Genomic DNA, 23518 nt, shown 5'->3' with positions numbered 1-23518 from the left:
TTATGAGCTCATCCCGTAAGTTCGTTTGAAAATGGCCCCGCTCATGAAAGCGGGTTATCGGTGTGCCTTGATCGTCTTCTGTTTTCATACACTTCTTTTTAGTGTATAGTTTTTTCCGGACGAGTCAATTGCTATACCTCCCGAATCAATACGTAAATATTTCGAATTTAGACCGTTTAGGATTAACGATATATGATATATTAAGAAAGGAGGCACAACCCGATCGACTAACCAGCGGGTATGAACCCGGTGAGCTGCCAAGTGCGCTAAAAGATGAAAGCCTCAAATCTTTCGACTTGAGGCTTTCATCTTTTCGTAGCGGGAGCAGGACTCGAACCTACGACCTTCGGGTTATGAGCCCGACGAGCTACCAACTGCTCCATCCCGCACTGTATTGTGCTATATATTTGAGATCCGGCCATAACCCCGGAAAGTTCCTTCCAATTATCAAAATGCAAATTTGCACTCCGTTTTAATTGGACTGCAAAGATATAATTCGTTTCTTTGCAGTCCAAATATATTTTTAATTATTTTTTTATGGCTCATCAGGCAGGTTTTGTAAGTATAATAGGTAAACCCAACGCAGGGAAATCAACCCTTATGAATGCGTTGGTGGGCGAAAAAATGTCCATCATTACCCCAAAAGCGCAAACTACACGCCACCGTATATTGGGTATTGTGAACGATGAAAACTACCAGATCGTGTTTTCGGACACCCCCGGTGTTATCAAACCTCACTACGCCCTGCACGAAAGCATGATGCACCAGGTTGATGGCTCTATTGTTGATGCCGACCTTATTTTGCTGGTTACTGACATTTACGAGGAGTATGACGAGGCTGACGTTCTGAAAAAACTGGAACGCTCTGAAGCCCCTCTTGCCGTACTGATTAACAAAATTGACCAAAGCGATGAGGAAACCGTAAAAAAGAAAGTAGAGTTTTGGCAGGAAAAACTAAATCCCAAAGCCATTTTTGCCATATCGGCATTGCACGGGCACAACATTAAAGCCATTATGGATTTTGTGATTGGTAACCTGCCAGAGCATGCGCCATATTACGAAAAAGATGCGCTGACTGATCGTAACGACCGCTTCTTCGCCTCAGAAATGATCCGCGAGCAGGTATTTAAACAATATAAAAAAGAGATCCCTTATAGCACCGAGGTTATTGTAACCGCCTTTATTGAAGGTGAAAAACTTTACCGCATCAGTGCCGAGATCATTGTGGAGCGCGACTCGCAAAAAAATATCATCATCGGTAAAAACGGCGAAATGCTGAAAATAGTAGGCACCTATGCCCGCCGCTCCATGGAGGAGTTTTTTCAGCAAAAGATCTTCCTGGAAATGTTTGTAAAAGTAATCCCCGACTGGCGTACCAAAAAAAATTACCTCAAACAATTCGGGTACGAATAAGAAGAACAGAATCAAGACTTTTAGAATCAGGATGCAGGACAATCCAACATCTTGATCTATCATTAATAAAATTTAAAAATTTCGTAGAAGCAGTTGTTAAGTTAAATAGATTTGTATTCCTGAATCTTGATTTCTTGCATCCTGACTCTTAACAAAAAATATGAGTAACATAGTAGCCATTGTGGGCAGGCCCAACGTAGGCAAATCAACATTATATAACCGCTTAACCGAAAGCCGTAAGGCCATTGTAGATGACTTTAGCGGCGTAACACGCGACAGGCACTACGGCGTTGCCGAGTGGCTTAACCATAACTTTACCGTTATTGATACCGGCGGCTACGTAGCCAACTCCGACGATGTTTTTGAAGTAGCCATCCGCGAGCAGGTTGATATTGCCATTGAGGAAGCTTCGGTTATCCTTTTTGTTGTTGATGTTACCACCGGTATTACCGATCTGGACGATGAGATTGCCACCCGCCTGCGCAAAAGCAAAAAACCTGTTTTTGTAGTGGTGAACAAGCTGGATAACAACAGCCAGGTTGCCGATGCCATGGTATTTTACAGCCTTGGCCTTGGCGAAATCTACAGTATTTCGTCGATGACAGGCTCGGGTACAGGCGAACTGCTCGACGAAGTGGTGAAACACTTTGAAGATGAAGTTCTGGAAGAAAACACCCGTCCTAAATATGCCATAGTTGGCAGGCCAAACGTAGGTAAATCATCAATCATCAACGCTCTTATCGGTACCGACCGTAATATTGTTACCCCAATTGCCGGTACCACCCGCGACTCCATCCATATCCACTATAACCAGTACGGTCATGATTTTATGCTGATAGATACCGCCGGGATGCGTAAAAAAACCAAGGTTAAGGAAAATATTGAGTTTTATTCGGTAATGCGCACCATTAAAGCTTTGGAAGAAGCCGATGTGGTTATCCTGATGATTGATGCTGTTGAAGGCTTTGAATCACAGGATATCAGTATCTTCCACCTGGCCGAAAAGAACAAAAAAGGCGTGATGGTTGTTGTGAATAAATGGGATTTAATTGAGAAGAACAATAAAACTGTCAAAGTATTTGAAGAGCAGATCCGTGATAAGTTAGCCCCATTTAGCGATGTGCCTATTGTTTTTACCTCGGTTACCGAAAAGCAAAGGGTACTAAAGGTTTTAGATGTGGCTAACCAGGTTTATAAGAACCGCGCCCGCAAAATTCCTACTTCAAAACTGAACGAGGTAATGCTGCCTATCATCGAAAACTATCCACCGCCATCAATAAAAGGTAAATACGTTAAAATAAAATACATTACCCAAATTACAGGCACTTCGCCAATGTTCGCGTTTTTCTGTAACCTGCCGCAATACGTAAAAGAACCTTACTACCGCTTTATCGAAAATAAGCTCCGCGAAAATTTCGAGTTTTCGGGCGCGCCGATACAGGTGTGGTTCAGGCAGAAGTAAGAACCTGAACCGTGATTTTTAGGATTTAAGGATTACCATGAGATACTAATCAAGGATCCTAAACCTTGATTTTTAGGATCAAGGCTTTCCATGAGTTAAAACAGGACACCCTTCAACATTAGAAGAACCCTGTTTTAACTCATATTTTTTATCTGCTTTATCGGGAAATCCTCAAATCAGGAAAATCAGGGTTCCTATTGTTCCAACCCTTTTTTAAATGTCACATCGTCGGTGTTAATTACCTTGAAGTAGGCATTATCGCCCCATTTAAAACGGGCTGCATGAGCTTTAAGGATAGTTTTGATAGGCTCCCTGGAGATCTGTATTTCGTGCGAATCCATTTCTTTAATGGTTTGCGAAGCATACAGGATAAATTTATCTACCTCATCATTACTAACAGCGTATTGTTTTAAAAACTCAGCTTCGGTGGGGTATTTTTTAAGCAGCTGCTGCTGGCGGTCAATCACGTATGCGGTAAACAATTGCTGCTGGCTTAAATCCTGGATCAGCGGGGTAAACTTGCCGGTGTCCGCAGGCACAAAAACATCGGGCATGATACCCCCGCCGCTAAAAACTTTACGCCCGCTTGAGGTATGGTATGATGGCGTTCCTTTAAAAACACTGTCGCTCAGGTTGCTCTGTTCTGAAAATAATTCGCCTTTTTGCATGCGCTGGGCAAGCTCATTCCGATAACTATCAACCCCGTTTTTGTACGATTTTTGGATAGACCGGCCCGAAGGGGTATAATATCTTGCCACTGTTAAATTCACTGCCGAACCATCATCAAAAGCAAACTGCTGCTGTACCAGGCCTTTACCAAACGACCGGCGGCCAACAATAGTAGCCCTGTCCAAATCCTGCAGGGCGCCTGCCAATATTTCACTTGCCGAGGCCGAATATTCATCAATAAGTACAGTAAGTTTCCCTTTCTGGAACATGCCCGAATCTGTAGCAAAATAATCGGTACGGGGTTCGTGGATGCCTTTGGTATAAACTATCAGTTTTCCCTCAGTTAAAAACTCATCAGCCAGTGAGGTAGCAGCATTAAGGTAACCACCGCCGTTTCCTCTCAAATCAAGCAGTAACTTATCCATACCGTCACTTTTTAAAGTGGTTAACGCTTTTCTGAAATCCACATCGGTAGTGGCCGAAAATTTACTGATCTTGATATAACCCGTTTGGGCATCGGCCATATAAGCAGCATCAACGCTGCTCAAATCAACATGACCGCGTTTAACGTTAAGTATTTTCAGGTCTTTACTTAGCGGGGGTATAATAGCCAGTTTTATTTCGGCATCCTTTTCACCCCGGAAAACATTATTTATACGGGCTGCTGTTAACTTACTGCCCGAAAACTTTTTATCATCAACATTAATCACTTTGCTGCCTACCAGCAATCCTGCTTTTTCGGCCGGCCCGCCGGTATAAACCTGTGTAATGATCAGTGTATCGCGCAGTAACTGGTATTCGATACCGATACCGTTAAAACCACCATCCAAACGTTCATTGATGGATTGCGCCTGCTGTTTCGGTAAGTAAAGCGAATGCGGATCGAGGTTTTGAAGCAGGTTATTTACTGATACACCTTCAATGCTGTCAATGTTCACACTGTCAACATAATTGCGGTCAACCAGTTGCAGTACCTTTGCAATTTTACTGCTGCCGGCAAATGAAAACCCAAGTTTACGGGCAGCAAAATCCCTGTTAAGCAACTGGCCTATCATCACCCCCAACAGCAGCAGGATTATTGTCCGGAAAATTACACCCGCGGTCCTCTTCATAAGTTATAACACAAAGTTAACAATTGCAAGGTCAATAATTTTTACCTGCACCCTTGCATTTGATGTTTTTTACCGAATTTTGTTATAAATTATTTGAAAATAGGCTATGGAAACCACCACCGAAAGGGAATCGCACTATAAAAACCTCGAAAAACAAACCGTAAGGGAAATTTTAGAAAACATTAATAACGAGGATAAAACCGTTCCCCTTGCTGTGGAAAAGGCTCTGCCACAGATAGAAGCCCTTGCCAAAATCACTGCCGAAAGGATGAAAAACGGCGGCAGGTTGTTTTACATTGGCGCAGGTACCAGCGGCAGGTTAGGTGTGGTTGATGCTTCAGAATGCCCGCCAACTTTCGGCGTTCCGTTTGATATGGTGGTGGGCTTGATTGCCGGTGGAGATACCGCCATCCGCAAAGCGGTTGAGTATGCCGAAGATGATGCTGTACAAGCCTGGATTGATTTACAGGCTTTTGATATTAACGATAAAGACGTAGTTATTGGCATTGCCGCTTCAGGCACTACACCATATGTTATCGGCGGCCTAAAAACAGCCAATGAGCATAATATAGTTACCGGCTGCATTGTTTGTAACAGCGGCAGCCCGGTGGCTGCCGTGGCACAATACCCGGTTGAAGTGGTAACAGGTCCCGAGTTTTTAACAGGCTCAACCCGTATGAAGGCCGGTACCGCGCAAAAATTAGTTTTAAACATGCTTAGCACAAGTGTAATGATCCAGCTTGGCCGCGTTAAAGGGAACAGGATGGTTGATATGCAGTTAAGCAACCATAAATTGGTGAACAGGGGCACCCACATGGTAATGGACGAAACCGGCCTGAGCGAAGAGGAAGCAGCCGGGTTACTGAAACAATACGGCAGCGTACGAAGCGCTGTTGATCATTATTTAAAAAAATGATGTGCAGATGTGCAAATTTTAAATGTGCAGATGATTTTGATTTGCATATTCTAATCTGCACATCTGCATATCTGCACATTTGAAATCAAAGACATGCACGAGATTGAACCATATTACCGCTGGAGAGATGATTACGTAGCATCGGAAGATGAGTTTTCGCCTTTTTATGCAACCGAATACAGCGAGTTTGAATTTGACAAGCAGGTTTACAATTACCTGCTGCACCCCCAATGGGATTCATTCGGCTCCAATACACTTTACCTTAAAGTGCTTTTTGCCGATTATGATAAGGGCTATACCATTATTGAGCTAATAGGCGAATGGAACGATGCCATAAATAACGATATCATGCTGATGAAGCGTGAGTTGTTGGATTTGATGGTTGATGCCGGCATCACGCATTTTATCCTGATTGGTGAAAACGTACTCAACTTTCATTCAAGTGATGATTGTTATTACGAAGAATGGTTCCAGGATGTGGAGGATGGCTGGATAGCAGGTATTAACTTCCGCGACCACGTGATTGATGAGTTTAAACGCAACAACATCGATTATTACATCAATTTCGGCGGCGAGCTTGATAGCCTTGGCTGGCGTACCCTGAAACCTGTACAGGTTTTCAAAAAGGTGGAAGAGCAGTTGATGAGGAGGCTGAATTAGGTTGTTTCAATAAGTCATTCTCACCACGTCATTGCGAGGCACGAAGCAATCCCCGATTAGCAGAGAAGCTTTGCAAGTCCCTCTGTAAAGTTCGCGATTGCTTCGTACCTCGCAATGACATGGCGGAGAAGCGGGCACATATTCTTCACTTTACATTCACTTTTTATTCATAAATTCGTACTATAATTTTAACAAAAAATGGAAATTAAAGATTCTAAATTCAAATACGATAATATAATTGAGGTTGAGGATATTTCGGCCACAATGTCGCGCAGGTTTCTTGCTGGCGTTTTCAGCTGGATGTTCCTTGCACTTGGCGTTTCGGCTGTAACAGTGTACCTGTTCCTGAACATGGGTTTAATAAACTTAGTTGTTGGCCCAACAGGTTATACAGGTTTCGGCTTGTTCGCCATCTTTTCGCCATTGGCTTTTTCACTGGTAATGCAGTTTGGGTACAACCGGATTTCGTACCCTATACTGGTTTTACTTTTTGTTGCTTACGCAACCCTTATAGGCATTAGCTTAAGTGTGATCTTTTTAATTTATACAGCGGCTTCAATACTCGGTGTATTCATTACAGCATCCGTAACTTTTGGTATAATGGCTATAGCAGGCTATACCACGCAAATGGATTTAACCCGGTTCGGTTCTATCCTCTACATTTTATTCATAGGCATTTTTGTAGCTTCATTAGCTAACTTCTTTATGCACAGCGAGCAAATGAGTTATATCATCAGCTATATAGGTATAGCAGTATTTACCGGTTTAACGGCATACTACATGCAAATGCTTAAACGTATTGGCGCAGGTATTGAATATGGTGATGCAAGTTCTAAAAAACTGGCTTTGATAGGCGCCTTAGCACTTTATATTACGCTAATCAACCTATTTTTCATGATCCTCCGTTTATTCGGCAGAAGAAGATAATCTCATCAAGAAATTAAATCAGAAAGCTGCCTTTGAAAAAGGGCAGCTTTTTTTGTTTAACAATGTGGCTTAGCTATGATATACAGGGTACGTTATACACTTGCAAATGACAACTTTATTGCGCAACTTTGCACTGCTTATGGAGAAAGACGGAGGGATTAGACCCTGCGATGTCTTAGCAACCTGTGCTTCACAAGGTGCTACATTCTACTCAGCAGCCAAATGGCCCCTGAGACAGATAAGCGAAAGTCATAACAACACCCGACTTTTCGAGATAAGCCATCTTTTAGTTTGCAGTTTTAAGTTAGCAGTTTGCAGTATTGGGTTTTTATTTAAACCATTGTAGTAAATGTACATTGCCTAACTGCCCACCGCAAACTGATAGCTGCAAACTGCAACACTGGCAACGGCCAACCGGAAAAAATGGACATTAGAAAAGAATTACAGAAACGCATCCTGGTGATTGATGGAGCGATGGGTACCATGATACAACGGTACCAGCTTACCGAGAAGGATTTTCGTGGCGAGCGTTTTCGCGATCATCATAGCGACCTGCAGGGCAATAACGACCTGCTCAACATCACACGCCCTGATATTATCAAGGCCATCCATGCCGAATACCTGGAGGCCGGTGCCGATATCATCGAAACCAACACCTTCAGCACGCAGGTAATTTCCCTTGCCGATTACCACCTGGAAGAGCTGGCCTATGAACTAAGCTACGAAGGCGCCCGCATTGCCCGCGAAGTGGCCGACGAATATACCTTGCGTAACCCTGCTAAACCACGTTTTGTTGCCGGTGCCGTAGGGCCAACAAACCGTACTGCTTCCTTATCACCTGATGTTAATGACCCAGGATACCGCGCAGTTACGTTTGATGATCTCGCCGATGCCTACTATGATCAGGTTCGTGGTTTGGTTGATGGTGGTTCACATTTATTACTGGTTGAAACCATTTTTGATACGCTGAATGCCAAGGCTGCCCTTTTCGCCATAAAACGTTATGAGCTGGAATGCAAAGCTGCCGGTAAGGATTTCCCTGCTTTCAGGGATAGCGGCGGCATCATGATCTCGGGTACTATTACCGATGCTTCGGGCCGTACGCTTTCGGGCCAAACGGTTGAGGCTTTCTGGAATTCGATAAGCCATGCTAACCTGCTTTCGGTAGGTTTAAATTGTGCTTTAGGCGCAAGGGAAATGCGCCCCCACCTTGCCGAGCTCTCTGAAAAAGCAGGTGTATTTATCTCTGCCTATCCAAATGCAGGCTTACCTAATGAGTTTGGCCAGTATGACGAAACCCCGCATGAAACCGCCCACCAGGTTGATGATTTTATCAAAGCCGGGCTGGTTAACATTGTTGGCGGTTGCTGCGGTACTACACCAGAGCATATTAAGTGTATTGCTGATAAAGCTGCCAAATACCCGCCCCGCCTTATCCCGGAAATTGAACCGGATATGCGCCTGAGCGGTTTGGAATCTGTTACTATAAAGCCCGAAAGTATTTTTGTGAACGTGGGTGAGCGTACCAATATTACTGGTTCGCCTAAATTTTCCAAACTCATCCTTGCCGAAGATTATGAGGCCGCGCTCAGTGTTGCCCTGCAACAGGTAGAAGGCGGCGCGCAGGTCATCGATATCAATATGGATGAGGGTATGATCGATTCGGAAGCGGTGATGGTGAAATTCCTGAACCTGGTTGCTTCTGAGCCCGATATTGCCAAGCTGCCGATCATGATCGACTCATCCAAATGGACGGTGATTGAGGCCGGTTTGAAATGTGTACAGGGTAAAGGCATCGTAAACTCCATTTCCCTGAAAGAGGGCGAAGAAAAGTTTAAAGAACAAGCCGCCAAGATCCTGAGCTATGGTGCTGCAACTGTAGTAATGGCCTTTGACGAAACCGGCCAGGCCGATTCACTGGAACGCCGCATTGAGATCTGTAAAAGATCATATGATATATTGGTGAATGAAGTGGGTTTCCCGCCGCAGGACATCATTTTTGACCCTAACATCCTTACCGTTGCCACCGGTTTGGAAGAGCATAACAACTATGCGGTCGACTTTATTGAAGCCACCCGCTGGATCAAGCAAAACCTGCCCCACGCCAAAGTAAGCGGCGGGGTGAGTAATATTTCGTTCTCGTTCAGGGGTAATAATACCGTGCGCGAGGCTATGCACTCGGCTTTCCTGTACCACGCCATTAAAGCCGGCATGGATATGGGTATCGTAAACGCTGGAATGCTGGAGGTTTACGAGGAGATTCCCAAAAACCTTTTAGAACTGGTAGAAGACGTGCTCCTTAACCGCCGCCCGGATGCTACCGAGCGACTGGTTGAATTTGCCGATACCATCAAAAGTAAAGGTAAAGAAGTAGTACGCGACGAAGAGTGGCGCAAGGGAACTGTACAGGAGCGCCTCTCCCACTCACTGGTGAAAGGTATTGTTGAATACCTTGACGACGATGTTGAAGAAGCCCGCCAGGCCTACAGCAAACCACTTGAAGTAATTGAAGGCCCGCTGATGGATGGGATGAACATCGTGGGTGACTTATTTGGTGCAGGTAAAATGTTTTTGCCTCAGGTGGTAAAATCGGCCCGTGTTATGAAAAAGGCAGTGGCTTACCTGCTGCCCTTTATTGAAGAAGAGAAAAGGAACAACGCCAATGCCGATCAGCGCGCCAATGCCGGTAAGGTTTTAATGGCCACCGTTAAAGGCGATGTGCATGACATCGGCAAAAATATAGTTGGCGTGGTACTGGCCTGTAACAACTTCGAGGTGATTGACCTCGGGGTGATGGTGCCTGCTCAGCGTATTATTGAAGAAGCTAAAAAGCAAAATGTCGATATCATCGGTCTGAGTGGTTTAATTACCCCATCACTTGATGAAATGGTGCATTTTGCCAAAGAGATGGAGCGTGAAGGCTTTACTATTCCGCTGATCATTGGGGGCGCCACTACATCACGCATTCACGCTGCTGTAAAGGTTGCTCCTCAATATTCGGGCGCTGCCATCCATGTATTGGATGCATCGCGCAGTGTTACCGTGTGCAGCAACCTCATGAGCAAGGATAACCGCGACGCCTATATCCAGGGCATTAAGGACGAATACGCCAAAGCCCGTGAGGCGCATGCCAATAAAAAGTCGGACAAGCGTTTCGTAACTATCCAGGAAGCCCGTGCGGGCAAATTCCAGATCAGTCTGGATGGCGATGTGGCACCGAAACCTGCATTTACCGGCACCAAAGTATTTGAATCATATCCGTTGGAAGAGTTGCTGCCCTATATCGACTGGACACCGTTTTTCCACACCTGGGAGCTCCGCGGCAGCTACCCTAAAATCTTTGATGATAAGTTTGTAGGCGTTGAAGCCAAAAAACTATTTGATGATGCTCAGGAGCTGATGAAACGCATTGTTAAAGACAAGCTATTAACCGCCACCGGCGTTATTGGCTTTTGGCCAGCGAACAGTGTAGGCGATGATATTGAGCTATATACAGATGAAAGCCGTACCAAGGTATTATCCCGCATCCACACCCTTCGCCAGCAAGCCGAAAAGGTGAAGAACGACCCGTATTATGCCCTGTCGGATTTTATCGCGCCAAAAGAAAGCGGCGTACCCGATTACTTTGGCGGCTTTGCTGTAACCACAGGTATTGGCTGCGATGAGCTGGTAGCCGAGTTTGAGGCCGACCATGACGATTATAACAGCATCATGGCCAAAGCCCTTGCCGACCGCCTTGCCGAGGCCTTCGCAGAAAAAATGCACGAACTGGTGCGTAAAGAACACTGGGGTTATGCCAAAGGCGAGCAGCTAAGCACCGTCGACCTGATTAAGGAAGAATACCAGGGCATCCGCCCGGCACCGGGTTATCCCGCCTGTCCGGACCATACCGAAAAAACCACCTTATTTGAACTGCTGAAAGCCGAAGATAACGCACACATGCACCTTACCGAAAGCCTGGCCATGATGCCTGCCGCATCGGTAAGCGGTTTTTACTTCGCGCATCCGCAGGCAAGGTATTTCGGGCTGGGCAAGATTAGTAAAGACCAGGTTGAGGATTATGCGGTAAGGAAGAATATGCCGCTGGAAGATGTAGAAAGATGGTTAGGGCCGAATATTAATTATTAAACTAAAATGATATAAACCACGTCATTGCGAGGCACGAAGCAATCGCGAACCGTACAGAGCGGCTCTGCCAATCGGGGATTGCTTCGTACCTCGCAATGACGGATACAATAATATTACGCAGCTAAAAGCGCCAAATGAAAATACCTGAACATATAGCAAACGCCAACGGCAAAACACTTTTTTCTTTTGAGCTGATCCCTCCTTTAAAGGGGCAGAGCATCCAGGGCATTTATAATGCTATCGACCCGCTCATGGAGTTTAAACCTCCGTTTATTGATGTAACCTCGCTTCGCGAAGATTTTATCTATAAGCAGCACCCTAATGGCTTACTGGAAAAGCTGGCTTACCGCAAGCGCCCCGGCACTATCGCTATTTGCGCGGCTATCATGAACAAGTATAAAGTTGATACCGTTCCACATTTACTTTGTGGTGGTTTTACTAAAGATGAAACCGAGAACGCGCTTATCGAACTGGAGTTTTTGGGCATCGAAAACGTGCTGGTATTGCGCGGTGATGCCCGCATTGGCGATTCATCGTTTGTACCTACGCCTAATGGCCATTGCTTTGCTACGGACTTGTTAGAGCAGGTGGTTAACATGAACAACGGCATTTACCTGCACGAAGATCATGGCAACTCCGCAAAAACGAATTTCTGTATCGGTGTTGCCGGGTATCCCGAAAAACACTTTGAAGCCCCCAACCTTAAAACCGATTTCAAATACCTGAAACAAAAGGTAGAAATGGGAGCGCAGTTCATTGTAACCCAAATGTTTTTTGATATTGACAGGTACAAAGAGTTTGTGAAGGCCTGCCGGGCCAATGGCATCAATGTGCCTATTATTCCGGGGCTAAAACCGATCACCTCATCAAAACAACTGGTTACGTTATCAAAAACCTTCCATATCGATATCCCCGAAGATCTGAGCGATGCTATCCATGCCTGTGAAAACGAAAAAGCAGTGAAAGAGGTAGGTATTGAATGGATGATCAACCAGTGTAAAGAACTGATAGCCTTTGGTGCGCCGGTACTGCACTTTTATACAATGAGTAACGCCGGGCCGACAAAAAGGATTGCTGAGGCGATATTTTAGTTTTTCATAAAAAATTCCGCAAAACTTTCTCAAATCGTCATTGCGAGGTACGAAGCAATCCCCGATTAGCAAAGCCGCTCTGTATAGTTCGCGATTGCTTCGTACCTCGCAATGACGAGAGTAATTGAATAACAGACATCTATAACGACAGCATTACTAAAATAAAACACTATTTTTATTTAGTAATAAACCTGCCTATGGATACCTTTAGTCACATCAAGGCTGTTATCAGCATTACATTGGGCCTTAGCATTACCCACCTGCTTAAAGGCGCGGCCAAACAGATCCAGCACCCCGGCCGGGATAAACCCTATTGGGTACATAACCTGTGGACACTTTACATGTTTATATTGCTGCTGCATTTTTGGTGGTGGGAGATCAGCCTGCACGAAATAAAGCACTGGCTTTTTGCCGAGTACTTTTTTATCATCATCTACATTGTAACCTATTACAGCGTTTGTGCCCTGTTATACCCCGATGACCTGAAGGATTACCAGGACTACAAAGATTACTTCTATTCGCGCCGCAAATGGATCTTCAGCATTTTAGGGGCCAGCTACCTGCTTGATATTATTGATACCGAAATAAAGGGTCCCTCCTACGTACATCATTACAATATCGAATACCCTATCCGCAATATCAGCCATTTTATATTATGCATGATAGCCATTAAGGTGGAGAACCGGAAGTTTCATGCGGTTTTAGTGATCCTGTTTCTTGCGTACGAGGCTTCGTACATCCTGAGGCTATTTTAATAGCTTAAACGAGAGGGCGCCGACATGCAACGGCACCCTCTTCCCCCGTCCACATACAGGTTACTTACAAAAGATAACCTGGTTAGTTCTGCCCTGGTCGTTGCTCTCGCCGGTGGTCAGCTTACGTACGGTGCCTAAGGTTAGGCTATAGGCGCATGAGGGCCATGCGCTGAAAGGCTGGTCTAAAACAAAACCCATTGGCGGGTTTACCAGATCAAACTTGGCAAATCCTCCCCGCGGTACGTTGCCTTGCGGCAATCCGTGCACCTCATGGGCAAGGGCGTTTGAGTTTACACCCAGTGCCCAGTTAAGCATCAATTCGTGATCGGCTGTAAAATTGGCGTGTGCTGCACTCTGAACCGGGGTACATCCGCTGCCGCCACCATTAAATAGTTCCTGCAGCTTAAGCAGGTTAACATCGTTCCAGTTATTCACATAAATTTTACCGATGAGCGCCTGCGTATTTAAATTGGGTGATGACGGATTAGTTGGGTCATCGGTAGTTTGAAATTTAATATACAGCATAGTACCGTTTTTTTGATTTACCGGTAATACCTCATCGCCAGGGAGCAGCCCGGTGCTGGCATCACCGCCGCCAATAATGGTATTGGTATTTAAATAAAACAGTGAACCATAAAAGCCATTGTCAAGCGCTGGCTGGTCAACCCTTACCCAACCGTTGGCATCGGGATGCAGCACATGATCGGGTATGGGGTTGGGAAAACTATCGGCCGGGATACTATCGGGAACCGAAGCAGGCTGATTAATATCAATCACTACATCCTGAAAACCCACGGTGCCGTTCCAGGTAATTTGCCGGGTAGCAACCTTCAACGCGGTGCCCTCCATTTGGGCAACAGTTACCGGGCTGAAATTTACATTATCAAGCGAGTATAAAAAGCGGTAATGAAGCACGCTGCCCGGTGCCGAGGGAACCCTTTTGGTAGCATAACCTCCCAGCTTAACCGAACCGAAAAAACCATAACCTGTACCGCCAGCACCAAACTTGGTGATAAGGGTTTTACCGCCTGCGTCAATATCCGAAGTAATGCTGAAATACCCTACTGAAGTAAACCATGGCACTTCGCCGCCGCCTTTGGTACAAAGTTTTACGCAAAAGCAATTATTGGCATTGTGCCTGTCGTTCTGGCGGCCGCGGGTGCGGTCTTCGGCCAGCAATACAGTGCCCGATGAGCTCTCGATCCTGAAATAATAATCCGGACCGGCGGGCCATTCAACATTAAGCCATGGCAATAAGGTTTTCCTGAAATTATCCCCGGGGTATACAATGGTAAACTTCCCGTTATTATCGGTGAAGGCATCACCCAGGGCATCGTCCTGCAGCCAGTCAACATCGTAAGCAAATACCCTAACCCCTGCAATAGGCGCTTTGGTTTCACAATCGGTAACATAACCGCAAACCACCCAAATATCAAGCAGGGTAAGGATCCGGCAAAACCATTTGGAATCTATTTTATAATCAAATCTCGCGTATTGAGCATTTTCCTGCGTGCTTTTATACAGGGGTTGAAGCGTAGTAATATGAAACTGCAATGCCGGGTCTTTTTTAGGCAGTGGAATTTTGAAAGGCACATTGCCGCAATACCAGTCCACATCAATGCTGCCGCCTTCATAGCCGGATTTAGCGCCGTCAATTTCGATGGCAAAATCGCCGTTTTCCTGTACATCGGCCTGGGTGATGAACAGTCGTTCCTTGGCTTTCAGTTCATCATCATTTACCTGGTGAAAGGTTTGTTTGGGATCGGCCACAGCAAGCCGGGTTTCGTTCTGCTGATCGGAAGGACGATAAACTTTTACCGATGTGCCCGCAACGGGCAGTTCGCAGTCCGAACATAATAAACCGCGCAGGTTCCCTTTAATAATGTAGTTCATAAGTTTTTGATTAGTATTTGTACCGGCTTACTCTTTAAACTGGATTTTCAGCATACTCCACTGCAAGCAAACTATAATGAGCTCATTTGCTGAGTCAAAGTTTGGGCAAAACCGGTACGCAATCAACGTTGCCACTACGCTATTATAGCCTGTAGTGGTACGCGATATAAAAACGTATCATCACCATGAACAAAGCGTAGAATTACGCTTTAAGGAGAGAATTCTGTATAAAAAAGCGCCTTTCCTGCCCGGAAAGACGCTTTGCAATCACATTTTAGGTTGTTATTGATACAGATATGTTTCGGTAAGGTGTTGCATAGCTTCCTGAAACAGGACGAAAGCAGTCGCCTCATCGTTTTGGCTTATTGCGTTAAGCGAAGTAGCGATATATTTATCGTACAGGCCTTTAAATATCGCCTCTTTGTTTTGTGTTTTATCTATAGCTTCCAGTAAGGACGCCGAAATAGTATAGTACTTTTCAACTTCCACACCACTAAACTTATCAGTTAATATTTTGTCGCGGAAAGTTCTTAACAGGTTAAGCTGGCTTTCGGCTCCGCTACCTAACATGGTTGTTGTAATTTGGGTAAGGGCGCATGGATCATTTGATGTGGTTACAGCAGGACAGCCTGCTGTACCAGGACAAGGCACAGCTTGTTCAATAAACATTTTCATTCCATCAGATGGCTGAATAATAAGCTTATATGGCAGATCTTCTTCTGCGAGATGTCCGAAGTGATAAATAAAATTATGGCAATCCGTAGCATTTAAAAATTCGCCTAACCGTACCCTTCCCATAAATGATCCCCTATTGATTTTGGTGTAGCTCATTTCCGGATCAAGCTTTTTGAAGTTTAATACATGATTAAACAATACCTGCCATGTCCTTTCCAAGGAAATAATTTCGCCGGTGTTAGTCATAAAACCGTATTGATTAATAATAGAGTTAGGTAAACTGGCTGTGACTGTGTAATTACAAGGAATCAGAACCAAAATCCTCGACGATGGATCATTGGCATCTTCAAGGCCGTTCATAAATTTAATGCCTGACACATTTTCACCGCTCATAGCAGTTTCAACTGCCATGCGATTAAGCGTCACCGACCGGATCTCAGTAGGAAATTTCTGCTGAAAATTTTCGGTTAGTTCCTTGTAAAAGCTTTCGCTGATGAATTCACCAACCTGTTCCGGCCTGATCTGTGCAATTTGCATTTCTTGTTTCATAAAAAATGGGTTATAGGTTTTTGTAATATGATTATTATTAAAAGCAATTTAATAAACAATATCCATATTCAGGTATTATATTAAAACATTTTTACAACTTAAAAAGCAGGATCATTTATGCATAAAAAGCTTAAGTAAGGAGAGTTTTATAGCCACGTAAGATTACAGTTTCTGATACGTAAAAATACGCATAATAAACAGGTAACAAAACGCAAAACATTTGTAATTTATTAACAATCAACAACATAAAACCAGATCAAAAATCCATTGCAGCTTATGTGACCGGAGATATCATTGAAACAGATGCTTATTAGTATTAGTTTTATACAAACTAAATCCCTACACGCTATTATTTTTTATGGAAACACAAGAAAAAAGACCATCATCACCCATCACCGGCCACGAAGGCGCACCAATTGAACTTGATTTAGCAGCACAATGGACAGAAAACCACAGACACCGCAATCCTAAAGATAATATATCACAATTTTTTGGTCGCGAAATATTAAATACCATACTTAATCAGCCCGATTGTATGGGGATCCGTATCTATTATGCCAATGATCAAAGGCTGAACGGCTGGCAAAAATTTTGGATAGCAATAAGCAATTTTCTATTATCTGTAATTGCCAACGTTGGTGGACAGCAGCATTTTATTATAACTGGGGTTCTTGAAACAGGGGAAGATCAGCTACCTGAAGAAAATGCCCCAAAAGCTAAATCGACAGAAGGTGTACAAACATTCTCACTAATGTCTGCTACTACATCTAATACCCTTGGTGAAATGTCGATACCTTGTCCGGGGGGGGCTGGATGTCCTCAAAATAGGCTTACAGGAAAAACCTCATAGCCAAAAAGTCATTCAAGATGCCTCTCAATATCCTCCTACAAGACCTATCGGTTGTTTCCGGCTTTTCACCGGTATTCGCCGCACTTGTCTTTTACAGACGGTTAAATAGGGCATTAAAGCTGGCTACATGGTACTTTATTATTTCAGTATCGTTCGACTGCTTCTTGTGGATTGCATCATATGAACTTCGTGAGAAAAATACAATGCCTACCTTTCATATCTATGTAACCGTTAGCGTTATATTGATGGGACTTGTATACTATAATATATATGTAAAACCTTATTTCAAAATACTGGCGCTTGTTTTATCGGCATCAACACTGGCAATAGTATTATTTTATGCCAAAAACGTATTTGAATATCCATCTGTATCAATAACCTCATTGAGTGTTCTTTTAATTGTTTTATCGCTTATTTATTTCTATCAATTACTTAATCCCCTTGAATTTGTACATATTGAAAAACAAGGATTGTTTTGGATAAACGCGGGGGTCTTATTTTATTCAGCGGTTAACATATTTCTTTTTATGCTGCTTAATCAGATACCTAAAAAAGATATCGCAGACTTTTACATGATCCATAGCGTGACGAATATTATAGCTAATATATTATATTCGATAGGTTTACTATGCAAACCACAAAAAACATCACTAATTTAGGTTTGCATATATAATAATCATGTACAACAGCCCTATTTTAGAGATAACCCAAAACGGACTAATCCCGGTTCTGATCATCGGGACACTTGTGGTTGTTGTATTGATTATTTTTTTATTCTTCTTCGTAATTATATATCAGCGGAGAATGTTAAAAAACCAGGCGGACCTGCGTGCCCTGCACGATGCCCGGCAAACAGAATTGATGAACGCCGTTTTTGAAACCCAGGAAAGCGAACGCAGACGCCTGGCCGAAGACCTGCATGATAGTGTTGGCCAGGTACTTTCGGCTATAAAGCTTAACCTGCACAGGCTGGATAAAAACTGCGTAAACGAAGTAACGCAACCGCTGTTAATGGACACGCGAAAGCTGGCCGACGAATGCATCCAGGAGATCAGGAATATTATACAAAATGTACTCCCCCCCATACTTACGGATTATGGGTTGCTGGTTGCAGTTGAGGCGCTATGCACCAAGGTTGAACACAATACCCATATCAAAGTAAAGTTCACTAAAAACTTTGCTGATAAACGTTTCCCGAATGAAATTGAACTGGCATTTTACCGCATAGCCCAGGAACTTTTTGGCAATGCTATTAAGCACTCGGAAGCCACTGCCATTAACCTCAATATGGCCCTGGATGCAGGGTACCTGGTCATGGAGTTTAAGGATAACGGCAAGGGCTTTAATATGGGCGATGTTAAGCAAGGTTTCGGACTTAAAAACTTACAAAGTCGCGTGCAACTCATTAACGGCGAAATAAATACGTATAGCAAACCGCTTAGCGGGGCTATCACTATCATTAAATTAAAAGTAGCATAGTTAAAATCAATAGCCTATATTTATTGATTATTTGAATTTTGAAAGTAACCAATGGGCCCAATTAAATTAGGTATAGTAGACGACCATAAAATTTTCAGAAATGGTTTAAAAGCTACCCTTGAAGACTGCGGGGATTTTGAACTGGTACTCGAAGCTTCGAACGGTAAAGAGCTGATTGGCTTATTAACCGATAAAACTCCTGATGTTATATTGATGGATATTAAAATGCCTGAGATGGACGGCATCCAAACTGCCACTTACGTTCACCAGCATTTTAAGGAGATTAAGATCCTGGCGCTATCCATGTTTAATGAGGATAAATACATTGTGGATATGATGAAAGCCGGAGCATCGGGCTACCTGCTGAAAAACGCCGAACCGGAAGAGATCATCGAAGCAGTAGCAACCGTTCACAACAAAGGCTTTTATTTTAACGAGCACCTTTCCATAACACTCATTAAACAACTGGTGGGTAACGACCAGGCCGATAATATCCCCAACAATAGGACCGATTTAAATGAGCGCGAAATTGAAGTGCTTAAACTGGTATGCCAGGAATGCTCCAACCAGGAAATAGCGGATAAAATTTTTCTGAGCGTACGTACTGTTGAAGGTTACCGGGCAAGGTTATTTGAAAAAACCGGGTCGAAAAACTTAGTGGGATTAGTTATTTATGCCATTAAACGAGGCATCATCAATGTAACTTAGTCTTATTGGTCTGAAGTCTTTAGTCCGGAGTTTTAAGCTTTAATTGCAGAACAGAAAAAGACTTGTGACTAATGACTATCAGCTAACACCAAGCTATGCCGATAGCTTTTCGCCAGCCAAATTGCGCATAAACCTTTTGCGGTAATTAAGCGGACTCAGGTTCATTTTGGCTTTAAACATTTTATAAAAGTGCGATACATCACCAAAACCACTCTCAAAAGAGATCTCTGAAATAGGCTTATCTGTTTGTACCAGCTGCTGTATAGCGTAATTAAGGCGGTACTCAATTATGGTTTCCATGAACGTTTTGCGGGTAACTTTTTTAAAGTACTTGCAAAAAGCATTCGGCGTCATGTTGGCAATGCTGGCCGCTTTATCTAACGATACGTGCTTTCTGAAATTTTCAACCAGGTAAGCAAACACGGGATTGATCCGCTCACGCTCGGTATTAGAGCGTTCGCCTATAATGCGGTGCTGATCGAGCAGTACATACTCTTCTGATGAAGCCATGCGGTGCAATATCTCCAGCAAACCTATCAACATTCTGAAATTGCTTTTTTCCTCAACCAGGTTAAGTAACAATCTTTTCACCTCGGCGCGGGTTTCGCCATAGAATGAAACGCCGCATCCGCTCTGTTGAAAAAGCTTTTTGATAAGCTGAAGCTCAAACTTGTTGAAAAACTCTTCGCCTAAAAAAGCATCATTAAACTGGATCACTACGGCGCTTGCCTCGCGAAGTACGGTTTCGTTTGGTTCAAGTTTCCAGCAATGAGGCAAGTTAGGGCCAAGCAAAACCAAATCGCCGGATGCAAAATCCTCCATATGGCTGCCAACATAGCGCTTGCCTGTGCCGCTAATAATACACGTCAGCTCATATTCCTCGTGAAAATGATATGGGGCATCAAATGCCAGCTTATCAAATTTCCGCACAAGAAATGATTGTGTATTTGTGGGCTGAAGAACTTCGTACGACGCTTTTATCATTGCATATTTTAACGTAAATATTATTTCATATCAAATTACGGATAAAATCACCCATAAATGTACCATTCATTTCATTTTTTTTCAACAAAAGATGAGTTTACTTTGAAATATAAACCTAAAAGCTATGAATACACAGATCGCTCACCTACCGTCGCTTGAAAATTTCATAAAACTATCCAACCACAATATTAATGAATTTCGCGAAAAAGGCCATACCCTTGTACACGAAGTGCTTACAAAAGATGAAATTGCCTCCTATCGCCCCGTAATTGTTGGCGCGGCAGACAGGTATAATACCGAAAAGCGCAAACTGGAAGAGCGGGATACGTACGGCAAAGCTTTTTTACAGATCATGAACCTGTGGCAGGTTGATGAGGATGTTAAAACTTTTGTGATGGCCAAACGCCTGGCCAAAATTGCTGCCGATTTAATGGGTGTTGAAAACGTACGCATTTATCATGACCAGGCCCTGTTTAAAGAACCTGGTGGTGGTCCAACCCCCTGGCACCAGGACCAGTACTACTGGCCTATCGACACCAACAATACCGTAACCCTTTGGATGCCGCTGATTGACATTGATGTAAACATGGGTATGCTAACCTTTGCATCGGGCTCATACGTTGACGGTGCTGTGTTTAATACCGAGATTTCAGATGAATCGGAATCGGCTTTTGATGATTATGTTAAAGAAAAAGGATTTGAAATAACCCGCGCCAAAACCATGAAGGCCGGCGACGCAACCTGGCACCGGGGTTTTACCATCCACAACGCACCCGGCAACGACTCGGATAAAATGCGCGAGATCATGACCATCATTTACGTAGCCGATGGCGCCCGCATTACCCCCTATAAAAACGAATGGCAAAAAAACGATCACCATAAATGGCTGATGAGCAAACCTATCGGCGGGCTGATAGATTCGGAGTTGAATCCGAAAGTGCTGTAGTTTTCTTTGTTCCCGTCATTGCGAGGCACGAAGCAATCCCAAACTATACAGGGTGAATTTGCATAGCCGCTCTGCTAATCGGGGATTGCTTCGTGCCTCGCAATGACGCGCTAAGAAAAATCATGGTTTGTTTATGCTGCCACCCACACCGCATCAATAAACCATTTTTTGGTGTCAAAAAACTGGCCTATTGGCTGAAAACCTGTGTTTATCGCTATCTGGTCGGTTTGCATGATAGTAAACTTCTGGGAGATTTCCATGTAGATATATTCATCCTTTTTGAAACCTATTTTTTCGTTCCCAATTGTTACATGCTGATCCTGTAAGCTGATGAGATAGCTTTTGCAGGCACCGGTTTCAGGATCATAGGTTGGATAATGTTCAAACTTGTTTACATCAAAATCGGCGTGCAGCTCGCGGTTAATCCGCCGAAGCAGGTTAAGGTTAAACTCACGGGTAATGCCGCCTTTATCGTTATAGGCGGCAAGGATAACCCGCGGGTCCTTTTTCAAGTCCATACCAATCAATACCATATCCCCTTCCGACAGGTTATTTCTTAGTTCGCGGCAAAACTCAATAGCTCCGTCAAGCGGCATATTACCAATATTTGAACCTAAAAACAACACCACTTTACGCTTTGGCGAAATTGAAGCAGCCTTTTTCAACATTTCAAAATATTCGCCGTTAAGGCCGGTGATCTTTAAACCGGGCAGGGTTACGGGCAGGGTTATATTCAGGTACGATATTACGTTATCTGAGATATCTATCGGCAGGTAAGTAAAATCGGCCTTTTTATCAAGCAGGTATTTAAGCAGGTAAGTTGATTTCGTGGCATCACCGGCACCAAGCTCTATCAGGTCAAAAGCATCGCCATCAGCAATCAGTGCATCGCAGATTTCAGCAGTTTTTTCTGAAAAAATCTCCAGCTCGCAATCGGTTGGATAATATTCAGGGCAGTTCATAAGCTCCTGAAACAGCTTATCGCCATTGGCATCGTAAAAATACTTTGAGTTAAGGCGCTTAGGTTCTGCTTTCAGCCCCTCAATAACGTCAGCATAAAACTGCCTGTTTTCGTCGCTTATGGTACAACTAACGACTGGTTGTGTAAAGACTTGGTTCATAGGTGGTGGTGGTTTTTTTGAACAATTTACTTCGCAAGTCTTATGCCAGTAAATTGCCATCGTAAATTTGTTTGAAAAAAATTGCGATAAGTTGCACGGCTATGACCCGGAGGCGTAACTTCCGACGCGCCGCGTAACACTTTTTGGTTAACCATAAATTTGCCATTGTATTCGCCTATGGCGCCGGGCGCTTTGGCAAAACCGGGGTAAGGCAGGTATGAACTTTCTGTCCACTCCCAACGGCGGCCCCAGTTAAATTTCCCGGCGGCTGCCTCCCATTCAAACTCGGTTGGCAACCTTAAACCTTTCCATGACGCATAAGCATAGGCTTCAAAATAACTGATATGGGTAACAGGCTCTTTTAAATGCAAAGGCTCTAAACCATGATAGGTATAGCTATGCCATTCGTTATCTACCAAATGCCAGTACAGCGGGGCTTCAACCTTATTGGTTTTTACCCAATCCCAGCCTTCGGCATGCCAGTATCTAAAATCATGATAACCTCCACTATTGATAAACTCCAGATATTCAGCATTAGTTACCAGCATAGGGCTTACCTGGTAAGCATTAAGGTATACTTTATGGCAGTTAAGCTCATTATCAAAACAAAACCCATCGCCGGTAAAACCTATTTCGTAAATGCCTTCATCCATTTTAATAAAAGCATCATCCCTGCCTTCATCAATATGAGGCGCCACATAACTTTTATTATAGGCCGGAAACAGCGGGTTATGGCCTAATATGAATTTAATATCGGTCATTAAAAGCTCCTGGTGCTGCTCTTCGTGGTTGAAGCCCAGGATAAGTAATTCTTTAACATCGTCACTTACATCACCGCACAAAAAGCTTTCCATAGCCTCATCAACATACTTGCGGTAGCTGTAAATTTCAACAACCGTAGGGCGGCTCAGGTTACCTCTGTCGGTACGGATTACACGTGTACCAACAGTTTCGTAATAACTATTAAAAACGTAGTTATAATCAGGGTTATATTCCTGGTAGCCCATGAAATAGGGCTTGAGGATAAAGGTTTCAAAAAACCATGTTACGTGACCAATATGCCATTTTGGCGGACTAACATCCACTACCGGCTGCACTACATAGTCTTCCGTTTGCAAAAACGAGCAAATTTTTTCTGTACGCTGGCGTACTTCTTTGTACCGAGCTGTTAAATCCATTG

The 23518-nt window shown here is 43.7% G+C and carries 18 protein-coding genes, 1 tRNA gene and 1 riboswitch; of the genes, 12 read left to right on the top strand and 7 right to left on the bottom strand.

From position 1 onward, the window contains the following. Positions 1-316: 316 nt before the first annotated feature. Positions 317-389 (bottom strand) — tRNA-Met (locus tag ACFFGT_RS31315). A 148-nt stretch (positions 390-537) separates the two neighbouring features. Here ACFFGT_RS31315 and era point away from each other — a divergent pair. Both era and der read left to right on the top strand, forming a co-directional pair. Further along, positions 538-1413: a GTPase Era gene (era, locus tag ACFFGT_RS31310; protein WP_377026455.1), complete on the top strand. Its 876-nt coding sequence runs from the start codon at positions 538-540 to the stop codon at positions 1411-1413. Between the two features lie 160 nt (positions 1414-1573). Continuing rightward, positions 1574-2875, top strand: coding sequence for a ribosome biogenesis GTPase Der (der, locus tag ACFFGT_RS31305; RefSeq protein WP_377026454.1), 1302 nt, complete (start codon positions 1574-1576; stop codon positions 2873-2875). Positions 2876-3069: 194 nt separating this feature from the next. Here der and ACFFGT_RS31300 read toward each other — a convergent pair whose 3' ends face one another. Continuing rightward, positions 3070-4656 carry a S41 family peptidase gene (locus ACFFGT_RS31300; RefSeq protein ID WP_377026453.1) on the bottom strand — a complete coding sequence of 529 codons (1587 nt, stop codon included), beginning with the start codon at positions 4654-4656 and terminating at the stop codon, positions 3070-3072. Between the two features lie 106 nt (positions 4657-4762). On the opposite strand from ACFFGT_RS31300, the gene murQ reads away from it, so the two are divergent. The 6 genes from murQ (at position 4763) to ACFFGT_RS31270 (ending at position 13133) form a co-directional block, all read left to right on the top strand. Then, a complete protein-coding gene (murQ, locus tag ACFFGT_RS31295) occupies positions 4763-5572 on the top strand; it encodes an N-acetylmuramic acid 6-phosphate etherase (RefSeq protein WP_377026452.1) in 810 nt (269 codons plus the stop codon). Between the two features lie 93 nt (positions 5573-5665). Beyond that, positions 5666-6232 (top strand): hypothetical protein, encoded by a 567-nt coding sequence (locus ACFFGT_RS31290; protein ID WP_377026451.1) that lies wholly within the window; start codon positions 5666-5668, stop codon positions 6230-6232. Positions 6233-6430: 198 nt separating this feature from the next. Then, on the top strand, positions 6431-7159 hold the full coding sequence (locus ACFFGT_RS31285; RefSeq protein WP_377026450.1) for a Bax inhibitor-1/YccA family protein: 729 nt from the start codon (positions 6431-6433) through the stop codon (positions 7157-7159). A 134-nt stretch (positions 7160-7293) separates the two neighbouring features. Beyond that, positions 7294-7404: riboswitch (SAM riboswitch) on the top strand. Between the two features lie 178 nt (positions 7405-7582). Continuing rightward, the gene (metH, locus tag ACFFGT_RS31280; protein ID WP_377026449.1) at positions 7583-11287 is read left to right on the top strand and encodes a methionine synthase; all 3705 of its coding nucleotides are present in this window, start codon (positions 7583-7585) and stop codon (positions 11285-11287) included. 134 nt (positions 11288-11421) lie between these two features. Beyond that, positions 11422-12378 carry a methylenetetrahydrofolate reductase [NAD(P)H] gene (gene metF, locus ACFFGT_RS31275; RefSeq protein ID WP_377026448.1) on the top strand — a complete coding sequence of 319 codons (957 nt, stop codon included), beginning with the start codon at positions 11422-11424 and terminating at the stop codon, positions 12376-12378. Between the two features lie 197 nt (positions 12379-12575). Next, on the top strand, positions 12576-13133 hold the full coding sequence (locus tag ACFFGT_RS31270; RefSeq protein WP_377026447.1) for a hypothetical protein: 558 nt from the start codon (positions 12576-12578) through the stop codon (positions 13131-13133). A gap of 60 nt (positions 13134-13193) precedes the next feature. Here ACFFGT_RS31270 and ACFFGT_RS31265 read toward each other — a convergent pair whose 3' ends face one another. Continuing rightward, positions 13194-15026, bottom strand: a complete 1833-nt coding sequence (locus ACFFGT_RS31265) for a hypothetical protein (RefSeq protein ID WP_377026446.1) — start codon at positions 15024-15026, stop codon at positions 13194-13196. A gap of 282 nt (positions 15027-15308) precedes the next feature. Next, positions 15309-16250 carry a hypothetical protein gene (locus ACFFGT_RS31260; RefSeq protein WP_377026445.1) on the bottom strand — a complete coding sequence of 314 codons (942 nt, stop codon included), beginning with the start codon at positions 16248-16250 and terminating at the stop codon, positions 15309-15311. A 358-nt stretch (positions 16251-16608) separates the two neighbouring features. On the opposite strand from ACFFGT_RS31260, the gene ACFFGT_RS31255 reads away from it, so the two are divergent. From ACFFGT_RS31255 to ACFFGT_RS31245, 3 genes are all read left to right on the top strand, one after another. After that, positions 16609-17100 carry a hypothetical protein gene (locus ACFFGT_RS31255; RefSeq protein ID WP_377026444.1) on the top strand — a complete coding sequence of 164 codons (492 nt, stop codon included), beginning with the start codon at positions 16609-16611 and terminating at the stop codon, positions 17098-17100. A 678-nt stretch (positions 17101-17778) separates the two neighbouring features. Then, positions 17779-18579 carry a sensor histidine kinase gene (locus ACFFGT_RS31250; RefSeq protein WP_377026443.1) on the top strand — a complete coding sequence of 267 codons (801 nt, stop codon included), beginning with the start codon at positions 17779-17781 and terminating at the stop codon, positions 18577-18579. Between the two features lie 51 nt (positions 18580-18630). Next, complete coding sequence (locus tag ACFFGT_RS31245; protein WP_377026442.1) at positions 18631-19287, top strand: response regulator transcription factor; 657 nt, start codon at positions 18631-18633, stop codon at positions 19285-19287. A 93-nt stretch (positions 19288-19380) separates the two neighbouring features. On the opposite strand, the gene ACFFGT_RS31240 is transcribed toward ACFFGT_RS31245, so the two are convergent. Next, a complete protein-coding gene (locus tag ACFFGT_RS31240; RefSeq protein ID WP_377026441.1) occupies positions 19381-20271 on the bottom strand; it encodes an AraC family transcriptional regulator in 891 nt (296 codons plus the stop codon). Between the two features lie 124 nt (positions 20272-20395). Here ACFFGT_RS31240 and ACFFGT_RS31235 point away from each other — a divergent pair, with 124 nt between their 5' ends. Beyond that, positions 20396-21217 (top strand): phytanoyl-CoA dioxygenase family protein, encoded by an 822-nt coding sequence (locus tag ACFFGT_RS31235; RefSeq protein ID WP_377026440.1) that lies wholly within the window; start codon positions 20396-20398, stop codon positions 21215-21217. Positions 21218-21348: 131 nt separating this feature from the next. On the opposite strand, the gene ACFFGT_RS31230 is transcribed toward ACFFGT_RS31235, so the two are convergent. Both ACFFGT_RS31230 and egtB read right to left on the bottom strand, forming a co-directional pair. Beyond that, complete coding sequence (locus ACFFGT_RS31230; protein WP_377026439.1) at positions 21349-22338, bottom strand: L-histidine N(alpha)-methyltransferase; 990 nt, start codon at positions 22336-22338, stop codon at positions 21349-21351. Positions 22339-22364: 26 nt separating this feature from the next. Further along, a complete protein-coding gene (egtB, locus tag ACFFGT_RS31225) occupies positions 22365-23516 on the bottom strand; it encodes an ergothioneine biosynthesis protein EgtB (RefSeq protein WP_377026438.1) in 1152 nt (383 codons plus the stop codon). Positions 23517-23518 lie beyond the last annotated feature (2 nt).

This window comes from Mucilaginibacter angelicae (assembly GCF_042434235.1).
Classification (GTDB): domain Bacteria; phylum Bacteroidota; class Bacteroidia; order Sphingobacteriales; family Sphingobacteriaceae; genus Mucilaginibacter; species Mucilaginibacter angelicae.
The sequence above is the reverse complement of the archived record's forward strand: the minus strand, read 5'-3'. Positions and strand labels throughout refer to the sequence as shown.

What these genes read in the sequence shown, in the direction of transcription:
- egtB (WP_377026438.1), bottom strand. Translation starts at nt 23,516, where the DNA reads ATGGATTTAACAGCTCGGTACAAAGAAGTACGCCAGCGTACAGAAAAA.
- der (WP_377026454.1), top strand. Translation starts at nt 1,574, where the DNA reads ATGAGTAACATAGTAGCCATTGTGGGCAGGCCCAACGTAGGCAAATCA.
- ACFFGT_RS31260 (WP_377026445.1), bottom strand. Translation starts at nt 16,250, where the DNA reads ATGAAACAAGAAATGCAAATTGCACAGATCAGGCCGGAACAGGTTGGT.
- ACFFGT_RS31285 (WP_377026450.1), top strand. Translation starts at nt 6,431, where the DNA reads ATGGAAATTAAAGATTCTAAATTCAAATACGATAATATAATTGAGGTT.
- ACFFGT_RS31270 (WP_377026447.1), top strand. Translation starts at nt 12,576, where the DNA reads ATGGATACCTTTAGTCACATCAAGGCTGTTATCAGCATTACATTGGGC.
- ACFFGT_RS31250 (WP_377026443.1), top strand. Translation starts at nt 17,779, where the DNA reads ATGTACAACAGCCCTATTTTAGAGATAACCCAAAACGGACTAATCCCG.
- ACFFGT_RS31240 (WP_377026441.1), bottom strand. Translation starts at nt 20,271, where the DNA reads ATGATAAAAGCGTCGTACGAAGTTCTTCAGCCCACAAATACACAATCA.
- ACFFGT_RS31265 (WP_377026446.1), bottom strand. Translation starts at nt 15,026, where the DNA reads ATGAACTACATTATTAAAGGGAACCTGCGCGGTTTATTATGTTCGGAC.
- metF (WP_377026448.1), top strand. Translation starts at nt 11,422, where the DNA reads ATGAAAATACCTGAACATATAGCAAACGCCAACGGCAAAACACTTTTT.
- ACFFGT_RS31245 (WP_377026442.1), top strand. Translation starts at nt 18,631, where the DNA reads ATGGGCCCAATTAAATTAGGTATAGTAGACGACCATAAAATTTTCAGA.
- ACFFGT_RS31255 (WP_377026444.1), top strand. Translation starts at nt 16,609, where the DNA reads ATGGAAACACAAGAAAAAAGACCATCATCACCCATCACCGGCCACGAA.
- murQ (WP_377026452.1), top strand. Translation starts at nt 4,763, where the DNA reads ATGGAAACCACCACCGAAAGGGAATCGCACTATAAAAACCTCGAAAAA.
- ACFFGT_RS31230 (WP_377026439.1), bottom strand. Translation starts at nt 22,338, where the DNA reads ATGAACCAAGTCTTTACACAACCAGTCGTTAGTTGTACCATAAGCGAC.
- era (WP_377026455.1), top strand. Translation starts at nt 538, where the DNA reads ATGGCTCATCAGGCAGGTTTTGTAAGTATAATAGGTAAACCCAACGCA.
- ACFFGT_RS31235 (WP_377026440.1), top strand. Translation starts at nt 20,396, where the DNA reads ATGAATACACAGATCGCTCACCTACCGTCGCTTGAAAATTTCATAAAA.
- ACFFGT_RS31290 (WP_377026451.1), top strand. Translation starts at nt 5,666, where the DNA reads ATGCACGAGATTGAACCATATTACCGCTGGAGAGATGATTACGTAGCA.
- ACFFGT_RS31300 (WP_377026453.1), bottom strand. Translation starts at nt 4,656, where the DNA reads ATGAAGAGGACCGCGGGTGTAATTTTCCGGACAATAATCCTGCTGCTG.
- metH (WP_377026449.1), top strand. Translation starts at nt 7,583, where the DNA reads ATGGACATTAGAAAAGAATTACAGAAACGCATCCTGGTGATTGATGGA.